The organism is Mitsuokella sp. AF33-22, assembly GCF_003475755.1.
Taxonomy (GTDB): domain Bacteria; phylum Bacillota; class Negativicutes; order Selenomonadales; family Selenomonadaceae; genus Mitsuokella.
On the sequence record NZ_QRQA01000016.1, the window covers coordinates 37,450 to 62,201 of the forward strand.

The following is a 24,752-nucleotide window of genomic DNA, read 5'->3' on the forward strand; positions in this document are numbered from 1 at the left end:
ATGATACCGTACGGATTCTTGTCATCCCTTCTTTTTTTTTTGATGCATTTAGGTTATAATAAGATAGGAAATTGATTTATGAATGAGATTCGTAATTGATGCGGATTCATAACAGTTGGAAATGAGCTGGGGTGCGGAGGGATGACGATGCAGTATCCCCTGAATATGGAATTGGGTGGCCGGTCGTGTGTCGTGGTCGGAGGCGGTCGTGTGGCACAGCGGAAGACGGCCACCCTGCTTTTTGCCGAGGCAGATGTGACGGTTATCGCGCCGCAGCTGACGGAACGGCTCGCTGCTATGGCGGCGAAAGAGAAGCTGCGATGGCTGCCAAAGCCGTATGAGCGCGGCTGTCTCTCTGCGCTGCAGCCCTTCCTGGTTTTCTGCACGACGGATGATTCCGCCGTCAACCGGCAGGCGGCTGCGGAGGCGAAATCCCTCGGTGCGCTCGTCAATGCGGCTGAGCAGCCGGAGCTTTCTGATTTTACGGTACCGGCCAGCGTGCGGCGCGGGGATGTGCTCTTTACGGTTTCGACAAATGGCAGGAGTCCTGCGCTTTCCCGCCAGTTGCGGCAGCAGCTCGAAGCGGAGTTCCCCGCGTTGCTCGGGCTGTGGCTGGAGCATTTGAGTGCCCTGCGGAGCCGGATGAAACAGGAGCTCTCGACGAGTGAGGCGCGCCAGGCATTCTGGCGGCGGGCGCTCGATAAACGTGTATTATCTTTAGTGGAAGCTGGTCATCTTGACCAGGCGGAGGTTGAAATTCAACATGCAATTACTGAGTTTGGGTCTGAATCATAAGACGGCACCTGTTGATGTGCGGGAGCGCTTTGCCATTTCCAAGCAAGCCGTGCGCGATGGCCTTGAAAACCTCAATGAATACGAGGGGATTTCCGAAGCCGTCATCCTCTCGACCTGCAACCGCAGCGAGATGTATGCCGTGGTCGATGATGCACAGGAGGACCTTGCCACGCTCAAGCAGTTCCTGTTTGACCTGACGGGCAATGAGGAGGATATCGACGCCTATCTCTACTCCTTTGTCGATGAAGAATGCATCCGTCATTTGTTCCGCGTCGCGTCGAGTCTGGATTCCCTGGTGCTCGGCGAAGGCCAGATCCTGTCGCAGGTCAAGGATGCCTACGCGATTGCCCGCGAGGCGGGCACGACGAGCACCGTGCTCAACACGCTGTTCCACCGCGCCATTGCGACGGGCAAGCGCGTGCGCACGGAGACCCGCATTGCGTACAATTCCGTTTCGGTCAGTTATGCGGCTGTCGAGCTGGCGCGCGAGAAGCTCGGCCCGCTCGAGCAGTCGAGTGCTCTGATCTTCGGCGCCGGCAAGATGGCGGAGCTCACGGCCGAGCACCTTGTGTCGCACGGCATCAAGAAAATCTACGTGGCCAACCGCCATTTCGAGAAGGCACAGGATCTGGCCGCCCGCTTCCACGGCGAGGCCGTGCCCTTTGAGGGTGCGCTGAAGCATGCGGCCGATATCGATGTGGTCGTCACGTCCACCGGTGCGCCGCATTATGTGGTCAAGCCCTGGGAGACGCGCCAGCTCATGACGAAGCGCAAGGGACGCCCGATTTTCTTCATCGACATCGCCGTGCCGCGCGATGTCGATCCGGAGGTCAGCAACATAAAGGGGGTCATCCTCTACAACATCGATGCGCTCGAGGCTGTCGTCGATGAGCATGTTCAGGAACGCCAGGCCGAGGCCAGGGGCGCTGAACGCATCGTCGAAGAAGAGGTGCAGTCCATCGAGGACAAGTTCCAGTATCTGTCGTTCCGGCCGCTGATGGCCCTGCTCTCGGAGCGCTGCGAGCGCATCCGTCTGCGGGAAATCCACCGGGCTTCCTCGAAGCTGCCGGATCTGACGAAATCGGAGCGTCGGCAGATTGAGCACATGACGCGCATGATCGTGCGCAAAATCCTGCGCATGCCGATGATGAAGCTCAATGCTTCCGCCGGCACGCCGAATGAACAGTTCTACATCGACGCCATGCGCGCCTTATTCAAACTTGATACGATAGGGGAGACGGGAACCAGTGAAAAACGACACAATCATTATCGGTACGCGGAGCAGTAAGCTGGCCCTCTGGCAGGCGGATTACGTGGCGGACTGCCTGAAAAAACGCTATCCGTCGCTGCGGGTCGAGAAGAAACTCATGACGACCAAGGGTGACAAGATCCTCGATGCGCCGCTTGCCAAGATCGGCGGCAAGGGGCTTTTCACGAAGGAGCTGGAGCAGGATATGCTGTCTGGCGGCATCGACATTGCCGTGCACAGCCTCAAGGATATGCCGACGGAGGTCCCGGAGGGCCTCGTCATCTCAGCCATCACGAAGCGCTTTGATCCGGGCGATGCCGTGGTGAGCCCGCATTACAAGACCCTGCGGGCTTTGCCGCAGGGCGCCAAAGTCGGCACGTCGAGTCTGCGCCGCAAGGCGCAACTCCTGCATGTACGCCCCGATCTTCATATCGAGGATTTGCGCGGCAACGTCAATACGCGCCTGCGCAAGCTCGAGGAAGATCATTTCGATGCAATCATCCTGGCCGTGGCGGGCCTCAAGCGCCTGGGCTTTGGCGACCGCATCACAGAGGTCCTGCCGCAGGAACTCGTGCTGCCTGCCGTGGGGCAGGGGGCGCTGGCCATCGAGACGCGTCGCGAGGATAAAGAAGTGCGTGAGCTCATCGCATTCCTCAACGATGCGAAGACGGTGCGCTGTGCAGAGGCAGAGCGGGCCTTCCTCGCGCGCGTCGAGGGCGGCTGCCAGGTGCCGGTCGGTGTTTATGCGACGCCGCTCGATGAAGACCGGCTGCGCGTGCAGGCGGTGATTGCCTCCTTGGATGGCGCCCGCCTGTACCGCGATGAACTCAGCGGCAGTGCGGCAGGAGCTGCCGTCCTCGGCCGTGAGCTTGCCGACCGGCTGCTTGCGGCGGGCGGCCTTGCCATCCTGCATGAGCTCGGGCTCTTGCTCGACCGCTCGTGATTTTTCAGCAGGGCTGCTGAAAAAAGAGGATGGCAGCCGCTGCTGGCAATAGAATGCTTGAAAAGGGAGAGATCAATACATGGCTGGTATGGTATATTTGGTGGGCGCAGGTCCGGGCGATTATCGCCTCGTCAGCATCAAGGCAGTGGACTGCCTCAAGAAGGCCGATGTGGTCGTTTACGACCGGCTGGCGGACGACCGCATCCTGAAGTGGGCGCCTGAGGAAGCCGAATACATTTACGTCGGCAAGGCCTCGAGCCATCACACGATGAAGCAGGGCGACATCAATCAGCTGCTCGTGGATAAGGCAAAGGAAGGCAAGACGGTCGTGCGCCTCAAGGGCGGCGATCCCTTCGTTTTTGGCCGCGGCGGCGAGGAGGGCATTCTGCTCGAGGAGAACGGCATTCCGTTTGAGATCGTGCCGGGCATCACGTCGGCGATTTCCGTGCCGGCTTATGCGGGCATCCCTGTGACGCACCGTGCTGTCGCGACGTCCTTCGCTGTCATCACGGGTCATGAGGACCCGACGAAGGGCCAGAGCAACATGCGCTGGGACAAGCTCGCGACGGGCGTCGATACGCTCGTGTTCCTGATGGGCGTGGCCAACCTGCCGCACATCACGCAGGAACTCATCAACAACGGCCGCCCGGCCGATACGCCGGCTGCCGTGATTCGCTGGGGCACGAAGCCGGAGCAGAAGGTCCTCATCACGACGGTGGGCAAGGCTGCCGAGGATGTGAAGCGCACGGGCCTGAAACCGCCGGCCATCTTCATTGTCGGCGAGGTCGTGAAGCTCCGGGACAAGCTGCAGTGGTTTGACAAGCTTTCTCAGCGGCCGCTCTTTGGCAAGACGATACTTGTAACGCGGGCGCGCAGCCAGGCCTCGAAGCTCACGGCTCTGCTGGAAAATCTCGGTGCCCGCGTCATCGAGAAACCGGCGATTTCCATCGCAGCTCCTGCTGATGATTACCGTGCCGTCGATGAGGCCATCGGGCATATCACCGATTACCAGTGGCTGATTTTCACGAGCACGAATGGTGTGGAACGCTTCTTCGCGCGCCTTGACAAGGCAGGCAGGGACGTGCGAGCCCTCGGCTATGCGAAGATTGCGGCCATCGGCCAGACAACGGCGAAAAAGCTTTTCTCTTACGGCATCCGCGCCGATGTCGTGCCGCAGGAGTTCCGCGCGGAAGGCGTCATCGAGGCGCTCAAGGGCAAGCTGCCGCCGCATGCCAAGATTCTGCTGCCGCGTGCGGCGGAGGCGCGTGAGATCCTGCCGGAGAAGCTCCGCGAGCAGGGAGCGACGGTCGATGTCGTGCCGGTTTACCGGACGGTGGCGGCCGAGGTTTCTGCGGAGGAGGCGGAAGCCCTGCGTGAGTCGCTCGCGAACGGGGAAATCGATTTCGTGACGTTTACGAGCTCTTCGACGGTATTGAATCTCATCAAGATTCTCGGCGGTACGGAAGCCTTGCAGCATGTCCGCACGGCCTGCATCGGCCCGGTGACGGCAGCGACCGCCCGCGCGCAGGGCATCGAGCCTTCCGTCGTGGCGAAGACGTACACGATTGAAGGCCTGGTGGAGGCCATGCGGGCCTCGTTGTGAGGGCCTGTCCGCAAGAGCTCTTCCTGAACCTGTATTTTCATGGAATACCGTGCCAGTGGGGGCGGCTTCCTTTTTGAACTTTAGGAGATGTTGTTATGTACAATCAGAAACTTCGTCCGCGCCGCATGCGCATCACGCCGGCCATGCGTGCCATGGTCCGCGAAACGAATCTTTCGGCCAAGGATTTTGTCTATCCAATCTTCGTCGTACCGGGCGAGCATGTGAAGGAAGAGATTCCGAGCATGCCGAACTGCTACCATCTCTCGGTGGATAATGCGGTCGAGCTGGCCAGGGAAATCGCTGCACTCGGCATTCCGGCCGTTGAGGTATTCGGCCTGCCGGCGTACAAGGATGCGGATGGTTCCTCGGCCTGGGATCCGACGAGCCCGGTACAGCGCGCCATCAAGGCCATCAAGGCTGCCGTGCCGCAGCTCATGATTGTCGGCGATGTCTGCCTCTGCCAGTACACGACGCACGGTCACTGCGGCCATCTCGAAGGTCATTACGTCGATAACGACAAGACGCTCAAGCTCCTGCAGAAAGTCGCCGTCTCGCAGGCTGAAGCCGGTGCCGACATCATCGCACCGTCCGACATGATGGACGGCCGCGTGGCTGCCATCCGCGAAGCCCTCGATGCACATGGCTTCATCAATGTTTCCATCATGAGCTATGCGGTCAAATACGCATCGGGCTATTACGGTCCGTTCCGCGATGCGGCAGACAGCGCGCCGCAGTTCGGTGACCGCCGCCAGTATCAGATGGACCCGGCCAATGCGCGCGAGGCCCTCAAGGAAGTCGATCTCGACGTCATGGAAGGTGCGGATATCATCATGGTCAAGCCGGCGCTTGCCTATCTCGATATCGTGCGTCAGGTCCGCGACCACATCCATCATCCGATTGCCACGTACAACGTCAGCGGTGAGTACGCGATGGTCAAGGCTGCGGCGCAGAACGGCTGGATCGATGAGAAGCGCATCGTGCTCGAGACGCTGACGAGCATGAAGCGCGCCGGTGCCGACATCATCATCACGTATCATGCCATGGATGCCGCAAGATGGCTGCAGGAAGAGGAGTAAGCGATGCTGAATCTGGAAAAATCGAAAGCGGCCTTTGAAGAGGCCAAGAATCTGATGCCGGGCGGCGTCAACAGCCCGGTGCGCTCGTATGCCAACGTCGACTGCAACCCGCCGTTCATCGCGAAGGCGAAGGGCGACCGCATCTTCGACATCGATGGCAATGAGTACATCGACTACGTCGGTTCCTGGGGCCCGATGGTCGTCGGTCATGCACATCCCAACGTCGTCAAGGCGCTGCAGGAGGCCGCCGAGCGCGGCACAAGCTATGGCGCGCCGACGCTCCTGGAGTCGGAGCTTGCGAAGCTCGTCATGAAGGTCTATCCATCCATTGAGATCATCCGCATGGTCAACTCGGGCACGGAGGCGACGATGAGCGCTCTGCGCCTGGCACGCGGCTACACGGGACGCGACAAGATCGTTAAGTTCATCGGCTGCTACCATGGCCACAGTGACAGCCTGCTCGTCAACGCCGGTTCCGGCATGGCGACATTCGGCGTGCCGAGTTCGCCGGGCGTCACGAAGGGGACGGCTGCCGATACGATTTCCGTGCCGTACAACGATGCCGCAGCCATCACGAAGGTCATGGATGAGATGGGCGATGAGATTGCCGCCGTCATCGTCGAGCCGGTGGCCGGCAACATGGGCTGTGTGCCGCCGAAACAGGGCTACCTGCGCACGCTGCGCCGCCTGACGGAAGAGCACGGCACGCTTCTGATCTTCGACGAGGTCATGTGCGGCTTCCGCGCCTCGCTCGGCGGTGCACAGGCAGCCTACGGCATTACGCCAGACCTCACGTGCCTCGGCAAGATCATCGGCGGCGGCCTGCCAGTCGCCGCTTATGGCGGACGCCGCGACATCATGATGAAGGTTTCGCCGGCCGGCCCTGTTTATCAGGCGGGCACGCTCTCGGGCAATCCGCTGGCAATGACGGCCGGCATTGAAACGCTCAAGCTCATCACGGCTGAGCCGGAACCCGGCGAGGCCGACTACAGCCGCAGGCTGACGCTCAAGACGAAGAAGCTGCTGCTCGGCTGGCTCGAAAAGGCCAAGGAAGCCGGTGTCACGATCCAGGCGCATCAGGCCGGTTCCATGTTCGGCATCTTCTTCAACGAGCATGAAGTTTACGATTACGAGGATTCCTGTGCATCGGACCAGGAGGCCTTCAAGGTCTGGTTCAAGAGCATGCTCGAGCAGGGCATCTATCTGGCACCGTCACAGTTTGAGACGCTCTTCATGTCGGGCGCGCACAGCGACGAGGATATCGACCGCACGATCGAGGCTGCCGGCAAGGCCTTTGCCGACGTGGCCGCCAGCCGCCGCTGACCTCACATATAATTGCATCCGCCCGAAAAAAAGGGGAACCAAGTGAAAAATCACCTGGTTCCCTTTTTGACGTTCGTGCTGTTTACAGGACCTTACTGCTGCGCGTGCTTCTGCAGCAGGGCGCCGGCTTCCTTGTCGACGATGACCGTTACATCGCGGTGCAGCTGCAGGATGCTGGCCGGTGCGCTCGGGCTGATGCTGCCGTAAACCGCATTGTAGACGGCCTCGGCCTTGTTGCTGCCGCTGGCCAGCAGGACGACCTTCTTGGCCAGCATGATCGTCTTGATGCCCATGCTGATGGCGTAGCGGGGGACTTCCGATTCATTCTCGAAGAAGCGGGAATTGGCCTCGATGGTTTCATCGTCGAGTTTGACCTTGTGCGTCGTCGCCTCGAATTTGATGTCCGGCTCATTGAAGCCGATGTGGGCGTTCCGGCCGATGCCGAGAATCTGCAGGTCGATGCCGCCTTTTTCCTCGATGAGCGCATCGTAGCGCCTGCCTTCGGCGTCGATATCCTTGGCCATGCCGTCGGGGATGAAGATGTTTTCCGGCTTGATGTTGATGAAATCAAAGAAGTTGTGCTTCATGAAGTAGTGATAGCTCTGCGGATTGTCCGGGGACATGCCGATGTACTCGTCGAGGTTGAACGACGTGACCTGGGAGAAATCGAGGCCGACCATCTCGTGAACGGCGATGAGTTTCTTGTACATCTGCAGAGGCGTGCTGCCCGTGGCCAGTCCGAGGACGCTGTCAGGTTTGAGATAAATCTGGCCTGCGACAATCTTAGCTGCTTCTTTACTCATTTCATCATATGAATTCGTAACAATTACACGCATGATATTCTCCTATCTGCAGCTCACTCGCTGAGGCGCAGGATATTGATGGCGTCAGCGGTATCTTGCTTGCTCTTTACAGACTGCTCAGGCCGTTCTTTGACAACCTGGGTGTAAATCAAATCAATGATAAAGATCTGGGTCAACTTCGTGACGATGGAGCCGGTTTCCAGCATGGTTTCCTTGGTCTTGTAGAAAATGCAGAGATCGGCGTATTGACGCAGAACGGTATGGGGATTCGACGTGATCACGGCGAGATGTGCGCCGTTCTTCTTGGCCAGCCTCGCTGCCTGCAGGATTTCCGATGATTCACCGGAATGACTGATGGCGATGACGGTATCCTTCGGATGGATCAGCGACATGTGCAGCATGATCAGATGGCTGTTGTCGAGTCCGATGGCATCGAGTCCGATGCGCTGGAATTTGTAGGCGGAATCGTCGGCGACGAAGCCGGAATTGCCGAGGCCGATGAAGTAGATGCGGTGGCCGTTGGTCAGGAGCTTCACGGTGCGGGCGATGATGTCCTCGTCAAGGTGACGCACGGTCTGGCGCAGGGCCTCGACACTGATGGACATCAGCTTTTTGGCCGTTGTCAGAATGGATTCATCCGTCGTGATGTTGTGGTTGATGATGGTCTGCTGCTGATTGCGGCCGGAGAGTTCTTCGGCCAGACTGACTTTGAAATGCTGGAGATTGGGAAATCCCATCTTGCGGACAAAGCGCGTGATCGTCGCCTCGCTGATGCCGCTGAGCTGCGCCAGCTGGGCAATGGGCGAGGTGCAGAAAACATCTCCGTGCTGGCGGATGTAGTCCATGAGGACGCCGTCCGACTTGGACGGTTTGAAGTCAGGATGTTCCAATTGTTCCAGGATGTTCATAGACAGTCGCTCCTAATTCATTGCGTCTGGAGAAGATGGCAAAGCGCACCAATCATGCCGGCGTCATTGCCGAGCGTAGCAAACGCGATGCGCGTGTGCTCGTACATGGCAGGCGGCAGCTGACGGGATACGTTTTGTTCGATGAGGGGGCGGAAGACCGATTCCTGTGCCATGATGCCGCCGCCAAGGATGACGACTTCCGGCTGCATGACGGTGATGACGTTGCCGATGGCATCGGCGATGTGGCCGGACAAGGTGGCAATCGCCTGGCGGGCGTCCGTATCGCCTGCGGCTGCCAGTGCGAATACCTTGTAGCCGTTGAGTGTTTTCGGTTCGACGCTCTTGGCTGCAGCGACGTCGTGGACGAGCCGCGTCGCCGAGGCGAGCTCATGCAGGCGTCCGCCGGGCACGCGCATGTAGGCGATTTCGCCGGCACTGCAGCCGGAACCGTGGATGATGTGGCCGTCGTACACGGCGCAGCCGCCGATGCTCGTGCCAATCGTCATCATGAAGGCCGAGGAGCAGCCGCGTCCGGCACCGCGCCAGAGTTCACCGAGCGCGGCACAGTTGACATCGTTTTCGACGGCGCACGGCAGATGAAATTCTGCTTCGAGCATCTTCTTCCATTCGGTTCCCGTGTAATCGGGGATTGAAGCGGGCAGTGCGTAGAAAATCGAACCTTTTACGGGATCGACCATGCCGGCTGTCGAAAGGGCAATGCCGGCAATCTGGTCATTTTCCTGCTTCGTTTCTATGTATTGCCGGATCAGCCGGCGGACCGTGCGGATGATGCCGGGGCCGCCTCCCTCATGAGCATGCGTCGGCGTGCTGCCCTGCTGGAGCAGTGTGCCGCTGGCCGAAGCCAGGCCGTGCTTGATGGCGGTGCCGCCGATGTCAATGCAGATGTACATGGGCGCTCCTTGAACAGACGATATGGTACTTTTTTTCATCATACGATTTCTCCTCAGTAATGTCAAATCAGATGCGTACCTTGAAAATGCCCTTCTTGAGCGGTGCAGGAGCCGTGACCGCGATGCCGGGTTCGTGTCCGTCTTCCGGGTAGCAGATGAGGAAATCGCCCGGCTGCAGCAGGACACGCGCCTGGGCCTTGCCCGTGACTTCCTGGTAATCGCTGTCTTTATGATAAGCCCCGAGTTTCATATTCTCGAGGAAGGCGACATCGATGTACTCGCTGCCCTCCGAGAGGATGTGGATGTCGAGATAGTCCTTGTGGGCCTCCCAGCTGCATTCCTCTTCGGGTTTCGTCGTGTAAGCGGCGATGTTGACGAAGCAGTCCCTGCCTTCGATGGGATGGCTGCCTGTCGCGAGTGTGGCAAATTCCGGCGTGCGGGCAAAGGCCAGACAACGCTGGATGGCCGCGGGCAGGAATGCATATGTTTCTTTTTGATGGATATTTCCATAGATCATGATGCAGATACTCCTTTATGAGATGGGGAAACGGGAATCAGTCGACCGTTGCCCGTTCCGGTGCCGTGTAGGCCTTGTCCGTCAGGCGGCTCACGACGTTGCCGACAACGAGGGAGATGAGGATCGTGATGGCTGTGTAGGACCAGAACGAAACGGAGGGCACGAAGTACTTGAGGTACATGACGACAGCCGTGGAGCAGATGAAGCCGGCCAGCGCGCCTTTTGCCGTTGCGTGCCTGCAGAAGGCGCCGAGCACGAACATGCCGGCCAGTGCGCCGAGTGCGAGGCCGATGAAGCTGTTGAACCATTCATAGGCCGAGTGGATATCGCTGACGGCCATGACCATTGCGACGAGGATCGAGAGGATGCCGATGCCGAGTGAAACGAGCTTGGCGATGCGGGTCTGCTTTTTGCTGTCCATATCGGGATGCAGCACCGACTGGATGTCGAGAACCCAGCTGGTCGCAACGGAATTGATGCCGGTGGAAAGCGTGGACTGCGAAGCCGCGTAGATGGCGGCGAGCAGGATGCCGGTGACGCCGGCTGGCAGCTCATACGTGATGTAGGAGGCGAAGACGAGGTCCTGGCGGGTTGTCATGAGGAGATCCGGGTTCTGCTGGTAGAAGACGTAAAGGCTCGTGCCGACGAGGTAGAAGACCGTGGCGGCGAAGATGGAAAGTACGCCGTTGCCGAGTGTCATCTTCTTGAGCTGCTTGATATCGGTCGTCGTCGTGAAGCGCTGGACGATATCCTGGCTCGAGACGTAGGAAGCAAAGGTGGCGAGGCCGCCGCCGATGAAGACGATGAAGACGCTGGTCGAGAGGATGTCCGGGCTCAGCCAGACTTCGTTCTGCAGCATGAATTTGTGGCCGGTCGTCAGCGTGTCCATGATCGTGCCGAAGCCGCCGTGGATGTCGCCAATCATGATCACGAGGGTCATGGCGATGCCGATGATGAGCACCGTGCCCTGGATGAAATCCGTGTAGAGTACGGCCTTGAGGCCGCCGGAGTACGAATAGATGATGGCGATGACGCCCATGACAATGATCAGGATATTCACGTCAATGCCGGTCAGTTCCGCCAGGGCAATCGACGGCAGGTACATGATGATGGACATGCGGCCGAGCTGGTAGATGATGAACATCGTGGCGCCGAGAATGCGGAGATTCTTGCTCTGAAAGCGCTTCTCCAGATAATGGTAGGCCGTATCGATTTCCAGGCGGCTGTAGATGGGCAGGAAGTACTTGATGGTCAGGGGGATGGCAATCAGCATGCCGAGTTGAGCCCACCAGAGAATCCACGAACCGTGATAAGAATTGCCCGGCAGTGAAAGGAAGGAAATCGGGCTCAGGAGCGTGGCGAAAATCGAAACACAGGTAACCCACCAGGGGATGGTGCCGTCGCCTTTGAAGAATTCTTTGCCTTTCATTTCCTTTTTGGAAAAGTAAAGTCCGGCCAGCAGGACACCCAAGAGATAAAGGACCAGGACGGTCGTATCAAGCCAAGTGAAACCTTCATGCATAGTCGTATCCTCCATTACGAGCATTTTTTGCCAAGAGAAAGAGCGCCAGGAAATCAGGGCGCTCTCTCATTTCAGGGAAGGGGAATCAGGGGATGCCTCAGAAATACTTTTTGTAGATTTCCTTGGCGCGTGCTTTCATTTCCGGCGTGTACTTCTTCATCGGCTCACGGCAGAAGCCCGCATCGACGCCGGCTTCCTGGAGCAGCAGCTTGATGGTGCCGTAGAGGCCGTTGTCGAGGATATCCGTGATCAGGTCGTTCGTGACATGCTGGATCTCAAGTGCTTCCGTGATCTTCTCGGCCTTGGCCAGCTCAAAGATCTGGCGGGCGCGTTTTCCGTTGATGTTGTACGTCGAGCCGATGGCACCGTCGACGCCGAGGACCGTGGCCGGCAGGAGCATCTCGTCAAAGCCGGCATAGATCAGCTTGTCCGGGAAAGTCTTGCGGATGCGCTCGAGGAGGTAGAAGTCCGCCTGCGTGAACTTGACGCCGACGATCTTCGGATTCTTGAAGAGTTCGCCGAACTGGCTCAGGCTCATGTCGACGCCCGTGAGGAACGGGATCGAATAAATGATCATGCGGTTGTCCACGCCGTTGATGATCGTATCGTAGTAATGCTTGATTTCATCAAACGTGAATTTGTAGTAGAACGGCGTGACGGCGCTGATGGCATCGTAGCCGAGATCCGTGACGAAATGCGCGAGTTCGACGGATTCCTTCAGATTGACCGAGCCGACCTGTGCGATGAGCGTGAGGTCATCCTTGGCTTCATCCTTGGCAATCTCGAAGATGCGTTTCTTCTCGTCCGTGGAAAGCATGAAGTTCTCACCCGTGCTGCCGCCGACGTAAAGGCCGTCCATGTGATTGACATCGATATTGTAGCGGATGATCTGGCGCAGGCCTTTCTCGTTGACATTGCCGTCTTCGTCAAAGGAAACGAGCAGTGCAGAAAACAATCCCTTTAAATCTCTCTGTGACATGATGAAATCCTCCCAATTATTTTAAGATATCGACAAATTTTTTGGCAATTAACTGCGGGCGGGTGATCGCCGAACCGACGATGGCACCGTAGGCGCCGCACTGATAGGCAAGCTTCAGGTCTTCAGGCGTATTGATGCGTCCTTCTGCGAATACGGGGATGGAGAGCTCGCCGGCCATGCGGGCGATGAGGCCGAAGTCCGGACCCTCGAACTGCGGCGTGTACGGCGTGTAACCGGACATCGTCGTCGATACGCAGTCAAAGCCGATCGCTTCGGCATTGCGTCCCTCGTCATCGTTGGAGATATCCGCCAGGGCCAGGCGGTCGGCTGCGTGGATCATATCCAGGAGATCCTTCAGCTTTTCATCACCGGGACGCCGGCGCAGAGTGGCATCGAGTGCGATGATCTCGCAGCCCGTCTCAATCAGGGCCTCGACTTCTTCATGAGTCGGCGTAATGTAGATTTCCGAGTCCTCGTAGGGATGCTTGATGAGTCCGATGATTGGAAGACCGGTCACCTTCTTGATCTCGAGGATATCGCCGGTGCTCTGTGCGCGGATGCCGACGGCACCGGCCTGCTTGGCTGCCAGGGCCATGCGTCCCATGATGAATGAACTGTGCAGGGGTTCATCCGGCAGGGCCTGACAGGAAATAATCAGTTTGCCTTTGAATTGTTCCAGCATATTTGCCTCCTTGCGTGCTCATACAGCAGATACTGCCATCTGCCGGCCGGCTGAATCGCTGGCCTATCGGATTACATAGACAAGTATAGCACTGACTTCTCGAAAATGCAATAAAATTTCATAATAAAAATAAAAAATATCTTATGTGTGAAATTTATTTTCTAAATTGAAGGTATGTGGTATAATGGGGACAAAGAATGATGCTGCTATACAGCAGCTGCAGCATACAGGAGGAACATATGAAAGCAATCATAAATGGCAGAATTGTCCTGCCGGATACGACCCTGGATCATCACGTTCTCTTATATGAAGGAGATGCCATTGCGGACATCGTCTCGCAGGATGCGGTGAACCTGGACACCTGCGAAATGGTCATCGAGGCAGAGGGTGCCTTCGTCATGCCGGGCTTCATCAACGAACACATCCATGGCTGTGCCGGCGTGGATACAATGGATGAAGATGCGGAGGCCCTGCCGAAGATGCAGCAGGTGCTGCCGGCGACGGGCGTCACGTCGTTTTTGCCGACGACGATGACGTACGACCGGCCGCGCATCGAAGCGGCGCTCCAGAGGATCCGGCAGGCCAAGGGAAATCCGGGTGCACGCATCCTCGGCGCACATATGGAAGGCCCGTTCATCAGCAAGACGTATAAGGGCGCACAGAAAGAATCAAATATCTCAGTAGCAGACTTTTCCTGGCTGGAGCCGTATGACGATGTCGTCAAGATCATCACGCTGGCGCCGGAAACATTACAGGGAAAGGCTTTCCTTGAAGCGTGTGCCAAGCACGATATCATCGTCTCGGTCGGCCACAGCGCAGCCACGTATGAGGAAGTGCGGTCAATCATGGCGGACTGCCCGTTTTACCACATCACGCATCTCTTCAATGCGATGACGCCGCTTCATCACCGGAAGCCGGGCATCGTGGGCGCGGCGCTCCTGGACCCGCATGCGCATTGCGAGCTCATCTGCGACAATCTCCATGTACATCCGGCCGCGCAGGAACTCGTTTACCATATGAAGGGGCAGGACGGCATCATCCTGATCACCGATTCGCTCCGGGCCTGCCTGCTCGCCGACGGCGAGTCGGAACTCGGCGGACAGAAGGTATTCGTCCGTAACGGAGAGGCGCGTCTGGCAGACGGCACGCTGGCGGGCAGCATCGCGCCGATGCATGAGGTCGTCCATCACTTCCTCGTGAACAGCAAGGCCCCGCTGCATGAAGTGGTGGCCATGGCTACGGTCAATCCGGCCCGGGATCTCGGCGTCTACGACCGCCTCGGTTCGCTCGCAAAAGGCAAGCTGGCCGATATCGTGATCATCTCGCCCGATGATTTCCGCGTAAAAAAGACCCTGATTGGCGGCGAAGTCGTCTATACGGCATAAAAAAGAAATCCCGGAAGTCCAGGTTTGCTGGATTTCCGGGATTTTTTTGTGCCGGCATCATTTGCCGGTCTTTTTGTTTGTTTTCTTTGCCTGTTCAGCCAATCTCAATCGTATAGGTGAAGCTCTGCTCTCCACCGGCTGCGAGGCGTTCGCTGCCCTCGCGCTCGGCGAAATCGCCGTCGAAATCCTCGTAGTCGGCGTGGCCGTGCCACGGCTCAAGGCAGAGGAACGGTGCACCGCCCTGCGATGGTGTCCAGAAGCCCCAGAACGGGAAATCCTTCGCGATGACGGAGAGGGATTTTTCGCTCTGGGTCGAACGGATCGTGACTTTATCGGAGCGGAGGTTGTGGTAGGCGAGTACATCGTCCTTGAATTCCTCGAAATTGAGCGGCAGCTTCGTGCCCTTGAGCGGCTTGTCACCCGCTGTGCGCAGGAACTGGCCCTGGGCATTAAGCGGCATGTTCGGCGCATCTTCATCCTGGTTGAATTCCAGATAGCAGTCGGCGAACGTTTCGCCATGGACGATCGGGCAGCGGTAAGCGCCGTGTGCGCCGATGGAATAGATCATCTCGTGGTCATCGTGATTGCGGACGGTCCAGATGACTTTTACCTGCCTGCCGTGCAGTTCATAGGCCACGACGAGCTCGAATTTCCAGGGGTATTTCTTGAGGGATTCTTCGGTCCAGAGCAGCGAGAAGGCGATGCGGTCCCTCTTTTCCTCGACGAGCCGGAAGTCCGAGATACGTCCGAGGCCGTGGCTCGGCAGCTCGTATTCCTGTCCGCTTACGCGGTATTTGTTGTCCTTGAGCTTGCCGACAATCGGGAAGAGTACCGGCGAGCTGTATTTCCACCAGGAGGGGTCGCCATTCCAGAGGTATTCTGTTTCATCGGCGCGTTCCTTGATGGAACGCAGTTCTGCGCCATGGTCGCGGACCTGTACGCAGAGTTCGTCATTTTGAATCGTGTAAAGCATGTTTGTTTTTCCTCCTTCGTTGCTCCCTGTGCTGGCGGGATCAATGATGCGGTTTGTCTGATATTTTTAGGATTTCATTTGACGATATGCTTGCCGCCGATGTAGCGGGGCTGCCAGTAGCTGTTGGAGAGGCTGTCGATGCGGACGCCCTTGCTGGATGAGGCGTGGATGAACTGGTCGTCGCCGAGGTAGATGCCGCAGTGTGACGGGCCTGGCTCGTAAGTCGTGAAGAAGACGAGGTCGCCGGGCTCGAGCTGGCTCTTGCTCGTCGTGCGCAGGCCGAGGCGGTACTGGTCGTCGGCGAGGCGCGGGATGCTGATGCCGTTCTTGCCGAAGACGTACTGCAGGTAGCCGGAGCAGTCAAAGGCCTTGGGCGTCGCGCCGCCGAAGCTGTAGGGGACGCCGATGTACGATTTGGCCGTTGAGATGATGCTGCTGACTTTGCTGCGCTCGAGGATCGGCTTATTGTTGGGGACGGTCGGGCCGTAATCCGGCGCCGTTTTCTTGAGGCGCTCGAGCAGGGCTTCCTTGTCCTTGATGGAGCCGTGGTGGATGGACTTCGTGTCCTTGAGGGCGCGCCAGGTCGCATTGTTGACGATGCCCGTGGCCCGGAGGTTGTTGTCCTTCTGGAACTGGGTGACGACGCGCCGCGTTTCCTCGCCAAAAATGCCGTCAATGTCCTTGATCGTGTAGCCGACGTTCTGGAGTTTCTGCTGCAGCAGCATGACGTCGCGGCCCGACGAATTGAGCTTGAGGACAGGGGCGGCCAGGGCGGTCGTATTCAGTAAGAATGGGAAGAGCACGGCGCAGACGCCGGCCCGCAAGAAACGCAGTTTGTGCATAATGAGTCCTTCCTTTGTGAGACGCACAAAACAAAACGGAACAAACCTCAGGATTCCCGAACATGCTCGAGTCCCTGATTGATGAGCTTGACGACGTGGTCGTCGTCGAGCGAATACCAGGCCTCTTTGCCCTCCTTGCGGAACTTGACGAGGCGGGCCGCACGCAGGACGCGGAGCTGGTGAGAGATGGCAGACTGACCCATCTGCAGGGATTGGGCGATGTCGCAGACGCACATCTCCTCTTCGGCTGCGAGCAGCGACAGGAGCTTGATGCGCGTCCGGTCGCCGAGAATCTTAAAAAGCTCCGCGAGCCTCAGGCTCGTCTCATCGTCGAGGCGGTGCAGGAGCGCATCCTGGACTTTATCGGGATGGGGGTGATGGATTTCGCAGAGATCTTCGTTCTGGTTCATGTCTTACCAAATTCCTTCCTTGTTTATTATTTATATTATATCAGTTTGTTCCAGGAACTGGAATGAAAATTTTCTTCCGGGCGTGATGTAGGGCATGAGCTGCAGGTCTTCGGGCAGGAGCTGCGCAGCCACGTTGGTGCGCGGATCGGCAGGCTGCGCGTGGCGGATGATCTGGAGCTCTCCCATATAGCGTCCGTATTTCTCATTGTCGATGGTGACGGCACCGATCGGGCGTTCGCCGGTATGGTCCGGATGGATGGCAGATCCCGCCTGTTTCAGCAGCGGGCGGCTCTCCTGGGCACGGATGGCATCGCGCGCTTCGTCGAGGCGTGCCGTGAAGGGATGGGTGAGCAATTGGCGCTCGGCCGCGTCGGAGGTGAGCAGACGGGCCTTGAGGGTCACGCGGTCGTTCTTGAGGGCGGCGAGGGCAGCAATCTCGTCTTCCGTGGGCAGGGCGTCGGCGAGGAAGACGGCGTCGCAGCCCAGTGCGACGAGGTGACGGGCCGCGAAGCTTGTCGAGACGTCGCGATGGTCCTCAAGTGTGGGCAGCCCGTCGCCGAGCGGCGAACGACGTCGGCCGTCACGGCTTGGGACAAAGGCGCTGACGCGCACGCCGAAGCGGTGCAGCCGGATATTGGCATGGACGAGCGCTTCTTCGCTGATGCCCGTGCCGCGGCGCGGGTAGAAATTGTGCAGGGCCTCGATGCGCGAGAAATCGGCATTGGCATCGCGCAGATGCTGCAGCACGGAACTCGTGGTGGTCGAGGCGTTGAGCTGGATGCGCAGCTCCGGATAGCGCCGCGTCAGGCCGGCGATTTCCTGCCAGGAAAAGCCGTCGTCGAGCCGCAGGGTCGTGATGCCGAGCATGCGCAGGGCCGAGGGATTGAATTCCTTGAGACCGAGCAGCGGCAGCATGGCGGGAGAAACATCGGAAATGATTTCCATATCATGGCGGTGTGCCGCCTGCAGGAGCAGGCCGAATTCGCGCTTGAGAGCCGTCGTATCGGTTTCCGGGATATGAAGGGAGGTAAAGATCCGGTGAATCCCGTAGCCTGCCGCTATTTCAATCAGCTGGAGGTTTTCTTCCAGTGTATTGTCGAGTCCCGGGTAGATCGAGATACCATTTTCCATGAAAATCCTCCTTTTACTGGTTCGTTGTGTCTGGTGTACCATCCTCCGGGGGATCGTCGAAGCCGAGCAGCCAGGTTGCGGCAAAGCCGCTGACGTAGGCGGTCAGGAGTCCCAGGAGATAAATGGGGATCTGGTCGGTGGCGGCGGCCAGCGGCAGGCCCGAGATGCCGAGCGTCGCCGCGCCGACCATGAACGAGGCCTGCACGGCTCCGCCGAAGGCACCGCCAATGCAGGCGCCGAGGAAGGGCTTGCCAAGCGGCAGCGTGACGCCGTAGATCAGAGGCTCCCCGACGCCCATGATGCCGACGGGCAGGGCGGAAGCGATGGTTTTCTTGAGGAAGTGGTTACGCGTTCTGCAGTAGACGGCAATGCTCGCGCCGACCTGTCCGCCGCCAGCCATGGCGAGCACGGGCAGCAGGATGGTGACGCCGTAGCGGGAGAGGAGTTCGGCGTGGATGGGCGTGAATGTCTGATGCACGCCGAGCATGACCATCGGTAGCCAGGCGCCGCCAAGCAGGAAGCCAGTGATGGCGCCGCCCGAACCGATGGCGCTCGTGGCGGCACTGCCGATGGTATCGGAAATCAGCCCGCCCAGAGGCTGCAGGACGCAGATGGCGGCTGTGCCGGCCAGCAGGAAGGTGAAGAGCGGCGTCAGGAACAGGCTGAACATATCGGGGATGACACGCCGCAGGCCGCGCTCGATGAGGGCCTGCAGAGCTGCGACGAGCAGCACGGCAATGACGCCGCCGCGTCCCGGCACGAGGGCTTCGCCGCCGAGCTCGACCGAGGCGAGCGACGGATGGCTTATGAGTGCGCCGAGAATGCCGCCGATGATCGGGGTACCGCCGAATTCCTTCGCGGCATTGTAGCCGACGAAAAGGTTCATGCCCCAGAATACGGTGCTGCCGGCAATGGCGAGCAGCTGGTAGAGCGTGGTCTGAGTGAAGGCCGGATCGGCCTTGCCCGCTACGTTAAGGAGGCCGCTGATGAGTCCGCAGGCAATGAAGGCCGGGATCAGCGGGATGAAGATGCTCGCGATGCGCTTGAACAGCAGCTTGAGGGGCGTGGCGTTGCGTGCCCGTATCCTGGCGTGCAGGGCCTTTCCGTCGCCGATGGCAGCCGCCTCGGGCGATGATGAGGCATCCTCCCTTTGCGGCTTGGCGGCCTGTGCCTGAGGGGGAACAGCTGCCTTATCCCCCATGGTGAGGGCTTCGTAGGCGGCGGTTACCTTATCGACGCGGCCGGGGCCCAGGATGATCTGGAGCTCCTCTCCGGCATCGTGGACGCCGAGTACGCCCGGCAGTTTGCCGAGCGAGGCAACCATCGCGGCATCCTTCTGCCGGAGAACAAGGCGCAGGCGCGTCATGCAATGTGTGACGGAAACGATGTTTTCCGCCGGCCCCGTCAGCAGGAAGATCTGCCAGGCGAGTGCTTCGTGGTCCATGATTCAACCCTCCTTCTGGCAGTCTGCACTTTTGGGGCAGTCTGTTGTGAACGAGTGGATGGCCTTGCGCAGGTGACCGCGGCTTTCCTGCAGGGCCTTGCGGCCTTCTTCTGCCGTGCAGCCCGTCACGACGAGCAGGATGGCGAGTTTTGCCCGGCCGTCGGCTTTCCTCAGGGCGGCTTCGGCTTCTTCGCGCGAACAGCCGCTGCCCTGCATGACGATGCGGCGGGCGCGCTCCTCGAGCTTGTGGTTGCTGGCTTTGACATCGACCATGAGGTTGCCGTAGACCTTGCCGAGACGGATCATCGTGCCCGTCGAGAGCATGTTGAGCACGAGCTTCTGCGCCGTGCCGGCCTTCATGCGCGTGGAGCCCGTGACGATCTCGGGGCCGGTGACGGGCGTCAGGGCGATGTCGGCAAGCTTCGCGATCTCAGAGCCCTCGCTGCAGGAAAGCGCGATGGTCAGAGCGCCAAGCTCCTTTGCATAGCGGAGCCCGCCGATGACGTAGGGGGTGCGGCCCGAGGCGGCGATGCCGACGAGCACATCATCCTTCGTGAAATGGCGCGCGGCAAGGTCTTTCTCAGCAAGTGTCAGGTCGTCTTCGGCGCCTTCCTGCGCGCGGAACATGGCGGCTTCGCCGCCGGCGATGATGCCCTGTACGAGTTCCGGGTCCGTGCCATAAGTCGGTGGGCATTCGGACGCATCGAGGACGCCGAGCCGCCCTGAGGTACCGGCACCGATGTAGAACAGGCGGCCGCCATCTGCCAGGCGCGCGGCCGTGGCGTCAATCGCCCGGGCAATCTCCGGCAGGATTTTCCGGATGGCTGCAGAAACTTTGGCATCCTCCGCCTGCATGATGGTGACCATTTCTTCTGTCGGGCAGCAGTCAATCCGCGTCGTCGCAGGATTGCGCTGTTCGGTCGTCAGTTTTCCTAAATCGATCATATTTTGAACTCCTTATTTTCCTATTTATTTTAGTATAACACATAATAAAAAACGGGATAAAAAAAGCCTTCCTGCCGGTGGGGCAGAAAGGCGTGAGGAGAGCGTTGGGATGGTCAGCCGACGATGTGCTGGCCGAAATAGACGATGCAGCCCATGATGATGATGAAGGGCAGATAGAATTTGACGGCGAAATGCAGCAGCCTGCCCTCGCAGCCGACCGTGCCGATGGAGGCGACGGCGATGGCGATGCTCTGCGGCGAGATCATCTTGCCGGCGCAGGCACCCGTGGCATTCGCGGCGGCAATCCAGGCCTGAGCGGCTGGCGTCGCGCCGATGGCGATGGCGGAATCCGTCTGGAGCTTGCCGAAGAGAACGCAGGACGATGTGGCAGAACCCGTGATGAACGTACCAATCGAGCCGATGAAGGCCGCGATCAGCGGATAGGCCGTACCCGTCGCTGCGACGGCAGTCTCGGCAATCTCATGCGTCATGCCGGCATACCCCATGACTTTGGCCGTGGCGATGACGGTGATGATCGTGATGATCGTAAAGCGCAGATTGTAGACCGTGCGCTTCAGGCAGCCCAGAATCTCGCCGAAGCTGGCTCCCTGGACGCTGCCGCCGATGAACGCGGCGAGCAGGATCAGGATGCCGGGGGTGGCGACCCAGGTGAAGGTGTAGGGTTCGCCGCCGGGGCCATCGTAGATGAGTACGCTGCTCTTGATGAGATTCAGCGGGTCGTGGATGGCCGGGACGAGCTTTGAGGTCATCAGCAGGAACACGAAGATCAGGATGAAGGAGAGCCAGGCTTTAAGGCCCGAAGCGGCCGTGACGGGATCCTCATGGCCGTGCGGCGGCATCGCGTAAGCCGGGTCATTTACCGGGAAGAGCTTCGCGCAGGCGACGATAGCCGCCATGGCGCCGATGCCACCGGCGACGACGGCGAGCTCCGGTCCCATGAACATGGAGACGGCAATCTCCGGCAGCACGAAGCAGACAGCGGCGGCCGTGCACATGAGCAGCATGCCCTTGAGGGCCTTGAGCGAGTGGCCGGCCACGATGACCATGAGGAACGGGCAGAGCAGCGTCAGCGGTGCGAGCTGCAGGGACGTGTACGTCGCGAGCAGCACGGGATCGATATCCGTGACATTGCCGAGCGTGACGAGCGGGATGCCGATGGAGCCGTAAGCCGTCGGCACGGAATTCGCGATGAGGCAGACCATGGCCGAAAGTACCGGATTGATGCCGATGCCCGCGAGCATGCCCGCAGGGATGGCGATGGCCGTGCCGAATCCGGCCATGCCCTCGAGGAACCCGCCAAATCCCCAGCCGATGAGCAGGATGAGCACGCGGCGGTCATTGCTGACGGAGGTCAGCATCTTCTTGATGACATCCATCGCCTTCGTCTGCAGCGAGAGATTGTAGGTGAAGATGGCGGCGACAATGACGAGCAGGATCGGCCAGCATGCGAGGGCCACGCCTTCAAGCGTAGCCTGGACGGCATGCGGGATGCTCATATCATTGACGAAGATGCCGGCGGCCAGGGCAATGAGGAGTGCCAGCGGGCAGGCCTTGTAAGCCGCCATCTTGAGCACGCTCAGTGCGAGGATGAGCCAGAGAATCGGGGAGAGGGCGATCAGAAACATGGGGTCAGTCCTTTCTCATCGTATAAAGTGATGGATTTCATCTGAAAAAGAGATGAATAAGATACCTCATTATATAAACAGGATTGCAGGAAAGTCAATGGATAAAATAAAGGTTCTATATTTTTTATTCCGAGAATATTCGTTCTTTTTGGAGCGGCCACCAATATAAAAACGGCCCGCTCCGGCAGATGCCGGATGGGGCCGCTTTCCTGTGCCATGTGCGATTTTTGCCGATTCAGGTATCAGTAAACTTTCTTCACATCGTAGCCGTTCTTGTTGAGCGCGGCGATGATGTGCCGGATGTGTTCTTCGTTGTGCGTCTCGACGGTTACGGTCAGCACGACCTTCTTGAAGCTGTCGGTGACTTTCGTCTGGTCGTGGTCGAGCTTGATGACGTTGGCATTTTCCTCGGCGAGGATGCGCGAGACATTGAGCAGCTGACCCGGCTTGTCCGGCAGCTGGACGGAGAAGCAGAAGACGCGGCCGCGGGCGATCAGGGCCTTGTCGATGAGAGCGGAGATCGTCGAGATATCGATGTTGCCGCCCGAGATGATGGCGGCAACCTTCTTGCCCGAGAACGGCAGTTTGCTGAGCGCGGCGAGCGAGAGGACGCCGGCACCTTCGGCGACGAGCTTGTGCTTCTCGATGAGGGAGAGCAGCGCGTTCATGATGTCGATTTCCGAAACCGTGATGATGTCGTCGAGGTATTTCTTGCAGAATTCAAAGGTCAGCGTGCCGGCGGTCTTGACGGCGCAGCCATCGGCCACCGTGTCGGCGGAGGAGAGCGTCACGATTTTGTCGGCAGCGAGCGCCGCCTTCATGCAGGCGGCATTTTCCGGCTCGACGCCGATGACTTTGACCTGCGGGTTGACGAGCTTCGTCGCGAGAGCCACGCCCGAGGCAAAGCCGCCGCCGCCAATCGGCACGAGGATGGCGTCGACATCCTTGAGGGCATCGATGATCTCAAGCGCTGTCGTGCCCTGGCCGAGCAGGACCTGCAGGTCGTTGAACGGGTGAATGTAAACGTAGCCGTGCTTCTTCTGGAGCTCGAGACTGTGTGCGTAGGCATCGTCGAAGCCGTCGCCGTAGAGCACGACTTCAGCGCCGAGGGCCTTCGTGCCCTCAACCTTGAGGATCGGCGTGGTCGCCGGCATGCAGATGACGGCCTTGACGCCGAGCTTCTGGGCTGCATAGGCGACGCCCTGTGCATGGTTGCCGGCCGAAGCCGTGATGACGCCTTTCTTGCGTTCCTCAGGCGTCAGCTGGCTGATCTTGTTGTATGCGCCGCGCAGCTTGAATGCGCCGGTATGCTGCAGGTTTTCGGGCTTGAGCCAGACGTCATTGTGACAGAGCTCGGAAAAGAAATCACTGTGGATGAGACGCGTCTTCCGCGCTACGCCTTCGAGCTGTTTGGCTGCATGGTAGACATCGGCGATGGTCGTCTCGGCGACAATCTCGGCATTCGTCCTGGCCGGTTTCTTGTTTTCTTCAGACATGGGGGGCCTCCTTTGGGATAGTTCGGTGAGCTGGGCAAGAAAATGTTTACAACGTAACACTTCACTCATTTTATTTTATCCAGTCTATCATTTTCAGCGGAAAACTGTCAATCGAAAATTCTTTGAAATCCTCCACAAGTTTTTGGAGAATTTAGAGGAATTTGCCCATGATTGAGCGAATTATAACCATACATAGAAATACTACGGGAGGGATGCGTATGGTAAGGCTGGCTCGGATCCTGGTGCCGGTGGACGGCTCCGGGGCCTCCGATGAGGCGGTGCAGTTCGCCGCAGCACTGGCCGATTGTACGGGGGCTTCCATCGATATCCTGCATGTATCGTACTTCGATAGCAACACGGATGCCGAGGAAGTATCCTGGCTGCCGGACAGTGTGGCAGGGCCCATCGGACCGGAAGCCCATGCCATCCTCGAGCGGGCCGGAAAGCTCCTGCCGGAGATTGCGGTCCACGAGGTCTATCACCGGACAGGCAGCCCGGCGGAAACCATACTGGCCTTTGCCAGAGAGCGTCACAGCGACATGATTGTCGTGGGCAGCCGCCGCATGGATGCGCTTCATGCGGCATTGCTCGGCAGCGTCAGTTCCGCCGTGCTTGAAGAGGCTGAATGCCCGGTGACCGTAGTGAAAGAAAATCCTCATCGTTGATTTGGATTACCAATTAAGGGGGTAATACTATGATGAAAAATATCCTGGTACCAGTAGATGGTTCGGAAGGTTCGGATCGCGCCGTAACGGAGGCTATTTCCCTGGCAGAGGCATGTGATGCCAAGCTCAATTTCCTCTATGTCGCCAACATCAATCAGCTTGCCATCAATGCCTGCCTGTCGGATGCCATCCTCGAAGCTGTGACGAAAGCCGGCAATGTCATCCTCGACCGCGCGATGGAGATGGTCCCGTCCGGCATCGAGAAGGAAGCATTCTCGGAGACGGGATCGCCAGCCGTCGTCATCCTCGACTTTGCGACGAGCAACGACATGGATCTCATCGTCATGGGCAGCCGCGGACTCGGCGTCGTCAAAGGCGTCCTGCTCGGCAGCGTCAGCCAGTACATCGTCGAACAGTCGAAATGCCCGGTCCTCGTCGTGAAATGAACGTTTGACAAAAAAGAGACAAAGAAAACAGCCAGCGGCGCGTGTCAATCACGTGCTG

The 24,752-nt window shown here is 58.9% G+C and carries 24 protein-coding genes; 9 read left to right on the plus strand and 15 right to left on the minus strand.

Translation table 11 applies throughout. The features are described 5' to 3' along the window. Positions 1-165 precede the first annotated feature (165 nt). The 6 genes from DWZ54_RS10290 to hemL all read left to right on the plus strand — a co-directional run bounded on the left by DWZ54_RS10290 (position 166) and on the right by hemL (position 6,989). Positions 166-795: a bifunctional precorrin-2 dehydrogenase/sirohydrochlorin ferrochelatase gene (locus DWZ54_RS10290; RefSeq protein ID WP_255418148.1), complete on the plus strand. Its 630-nt coding sequence runs from the start codon at positions 166-168 to the stop codon at positions 793-795. Then, positions 764-2,083, plus strand: a complete 1,320-nt coding sequence (hemA, locus tag DWZ54_RS10295; protein ID WP_118015356.1) for a glutamyl-tRNA reductase — start codon at positions 764-766, stop codon at positions 2,081-2,083. Before DWZ54_RS10290 ends, hemA begins: the two co-directional genes overlap by 32 nt. Further along, positions 2,043-2,987 carry a hydroxymethylbilane synthase gene (hemC, locus tag DWZ54_RS10300; RefSeq protein ID WP_118476100.1) on the plus strand — a complete coding sequence of 315 codons (945 nt, stop codon included), beginning with the start codon at positions 2,043-2,045 and terminating at the stop codon, positions 2,985-2,987. Before hemA ends, hemC begins: the two co-directional genes overlap by 41 nt. A 79-nt stretch (positions 2,988-3,066) precedes the next feature. Beyond that, positions 3,067-4,590 carry a uroporphyrinogen-III C-methyltransferase gene (gene cobA, locus DWZ54_RS10305; protein WP_118476102.1) on the plus strand — a complete coding sequence of 508 codons (1,524 nt, stop codon included), beginning with the start codon at positions 3,067-3,069 and terminating at the stop codon, positions 4,588-4,590. Between the two features lie 95 nt (positions 4,591-4,685). Continuing rightward, positions 4,686-5,666, plus strand: a complete 981-nt coding sequence (hemB, locus tag DWZ54_RS10310; RefSeq protein ID WP_118476104.1) for a porphobilinogen synthase — start codon at positions 4,686-4,688, stop codon at positions 5,664-5,666. Between the two features lie 3 nt (positions 5,667-5,669). Beyond that, entirely contained in the window at positions 5,670-6,989 is a 1,320-nt protein-coding gene (gene hemL, locus DWZ54_RS10315) for a glutamate-1-semialdehyde 2,1-aminomutase (protein ID WP_118476106.1), read from the plus strand. Positions 6,990-7,081: 92 nt separating this feature from the next. Here the strand turns inward: hemL and nagB are convergent, their stop codons facing one another. The 7 genes from nagB to DWZ54_RS10350 form a co-directional block, all read right to left on the minus strand. Continuing rightward, a complete protein-coding gene (gene nagB / locus DWZ54_RS10320) occupies positions 7,082-7,825 on the minus strand; it encodes a glucosamine-6-phosphate deaminase (protein ID WP_118476108.1) in 744 nt (247 codons plus the stop codon). A gap of 20 nt (positions 7,826-7,845) precedes the next feature. Next, positions 7,846-8,700 (minus strand): MurR/RpiR family transcriptional regulator, encoded by an 855-nt coding sequence (locus DWZ54_RS10325; RefSeq protein ID WP_118476110.1) that lies wholly within the window; start codon positions 8,698-8,700, stop codon positions 7,846-7,848. 17 nt (positions 8,701-8,717) lie between these two features. After that, the gene (locus DWZ54_RS10330) at positions 8,718-9,653 is read right to left on the minus strand and encodes an ROK family protein (protein ID WP_233541686.1); all 936 of its coding nucleotides are present in this window, start codon (positions 9,651-9,653) and stop codon (positions 8,718-8,720) included. Positions 9,654-9,678: 25 nt separating this feature from the next. Then, a complete protein-coding gene (locus DWZ54_RS10335) occupies positions 9,679-10,128 on the minus strand; it encodes a YhcH/YjgK/YiaL family protein (protein ID WP_118476114.1) in 450 nt (149 codons plus the stop codon). A gap of 37 nt (positions 10,129-10,165) precedes the next feature. Then, positions 10,166-11,650, minus strand: coding sequence for a sodium:solute symporter (locus DWZ54_RS10340; RefSeq protein ID WP_118476116.1), 1,485 nt, complete (start codon positions 11,648-11,650; stop codon positions 10,166-10,168). Positions 11,651-11,747: 97 nt separating this feature from the next. Beyond that, positions 11,748-12,629: an N-acetylneuraminate lyase gene (locus DWZ54_RS10345; RefSeq protein WP_118476118.1), complete on the minus strand. Its 882-nt coding sequence runs from the start codon at positions 12,627-12,629 to the stop codon at positions 11,748-11,750. Positions 12,630-12,645: 16 nt separating this feature from the next. Beyond that, on the minus strand, positions 12,646-13,311 hold the full coding sequence (locus DWZ54_RS10350; protein WP_118476120.1) for an N-acetylmannosamine-6-phosphate 2-epimerase: 666 nt from the start codon (positions 13,309-13,311) through the stop codon (positions 12,646-12,648). 239 nt (positions 13,312-13,550) lie between these two features. On the opposite strand from DWZ54_RS10350, the gene nagA reads away from it, so the two are divergent. Beyond that, positions 13,551-14,696: an N-acetylglucosamine-6-phosphate deacetylase gene (gene nagA, locus DWZ54_RS10355; protein WP_118476122.1), complete on the plus strand. Its 1,146-nt coding sequence runs from the start codon at positions 13,551-13,553 to the stop codon at positions 14,694-14,696. Positions 14,697-14,790: 94 nt separating this feature from the next. Here nagA and DWZ54_RS10360 read toward each other — a convergent pair whose 3' ends face one another. From DWZ54_RS10360 to ilvA, 8 genes are all read right to left on the minus strand, one after another. Further along, positions 14,791-15,669: an aldose 1-epimerase family protein gene (locus tag DWZ54_RS10360; RefSeq protein WP_118476124.1), complete on the minus strand. Its 879-nt coding sequence runs from the start codon at positions 15,667-15,669 to the stop codon at positions 14,791-14,793. A 74-nt stretch (positions 15,670-15,743) separates the two neighbouring features. Beyond that, the gene (locus DWZ54_RS10365) at positions 15,744-16,511 is read right to left on the minus strand and encodes an NlpC/P60 family protein (RefSeq protein ID WP_199663350.1); all 768 of its coding nucleotides are present in this window, start codon (positions 16,509-16,511) and stop codon (positions 15,744-15,746) included. A gap of 47 nt (positions 16,512-16,558) precedes the next feature. Continuing rightward, positions 16,559-16,921 carry a metalloregulator ArsR/SmtB family transcription factor gene (locus DWZ54_RS10370; protein ID WP_118015372.1) on the minus strand — a complete coding sequence of 121 codons (363 nt, stop codon included), beginning with the start codon at positions 16,919-16,921 and terminating at the stop codon, positions 16,559-16,561. A gap of 30 nt (positions 16,922-16,951) precedes the next feature. Then, the gene (locus DWZ54_RS10375) at positions 16,952-18,052 is read right to left on the minus strand and encodes a DUF871 domain-containing protein (protein WP_118476126.1); all 1,101 of its coding nucleotides are present in this window, start codon (positions 18,050-18,052) and stop codon (positions 16,952-16,954) included. A gap of 13 nt (positions 18,053-18,065) precedes the next feature. Continuing rightward, the gene (locus DWZ54_RS10380) at positions 18,066-19,496 is read right to left on the minus strand and encodes a PTS transporter subunit EIIC (RefSeq protein ID WP_118476128.1); all 1,431 of its coding nucleotides are present in this window, start codon (positions 19,494-19,496) and stop codon (positions 18,066-18,068) included. A gap of 3 nt (positions 19,497-19,499) precedes the next feature. Beyond that, the gene (murQ, locus tag DWZ54_RS10385; RefSeq protein WP_118476130.1) at positions 19,500-20,441 is read right to left on the minus strand and encodes an N-acetylmuramic acid 6-phosphate etherase; all 942 of its coding nucleotides are present in this window, start codon (positions 20,439-20,441) and stop codon (positions 19,500-19,502) included. 113 nt (positions 20,442-20,554) lie between these two features. Next, on the minus strand, positions 20,555-22,087 hold the full coding sequence (locus tag DWZ54_RS10390) for an L-lactate permease (RefSeq protein ID WP_118476132.1): 1,533 nt from the start codon (positions 22,085-22,087) through the stop codon (positions 20,555-20,557). Positions 22,088-22,329: 242 nt separating this feature from the next. Then, positions 22,330-23,583, minus strand: coding sequence for a threonine ammonia-lyase (gene ilvA, locus DWZ54_RS10395; protein ID WP_118015377.1), 1,254 nt, complete (start codon positions 23,581-23,583; stop codon positions 22,330-22,332). 218 nt (positions 23,584-23,801) lie between these two features. Between ilvA and DWZ54_RS10400 the strand changes: the two genes are divergently transcribed. Next, complete coding sequence (locus DWZ54_RS10400; RefSeq protein ID WP_158573653.1) at positions 23,802-24,248, plus strand: universal stress protein; 447 nt, start codon at positions 23,802-23,804, stop codon at positions 24,246-24,248. A 29-nt stretch (positions 24,249-24,277) separates the two neighbouring features. After that, positions 24,278-24,694, plus strand: coding sequence for a universal stress protein (locus DWZ54_RS10405; RefSeq protein WP_118476136.1), 417 nt, complete (start codon positions 24,278-24,280; stop codon positions 24,692-24,694). Positions 24,695-24,752: the final 58 nt, after the last annotated feature.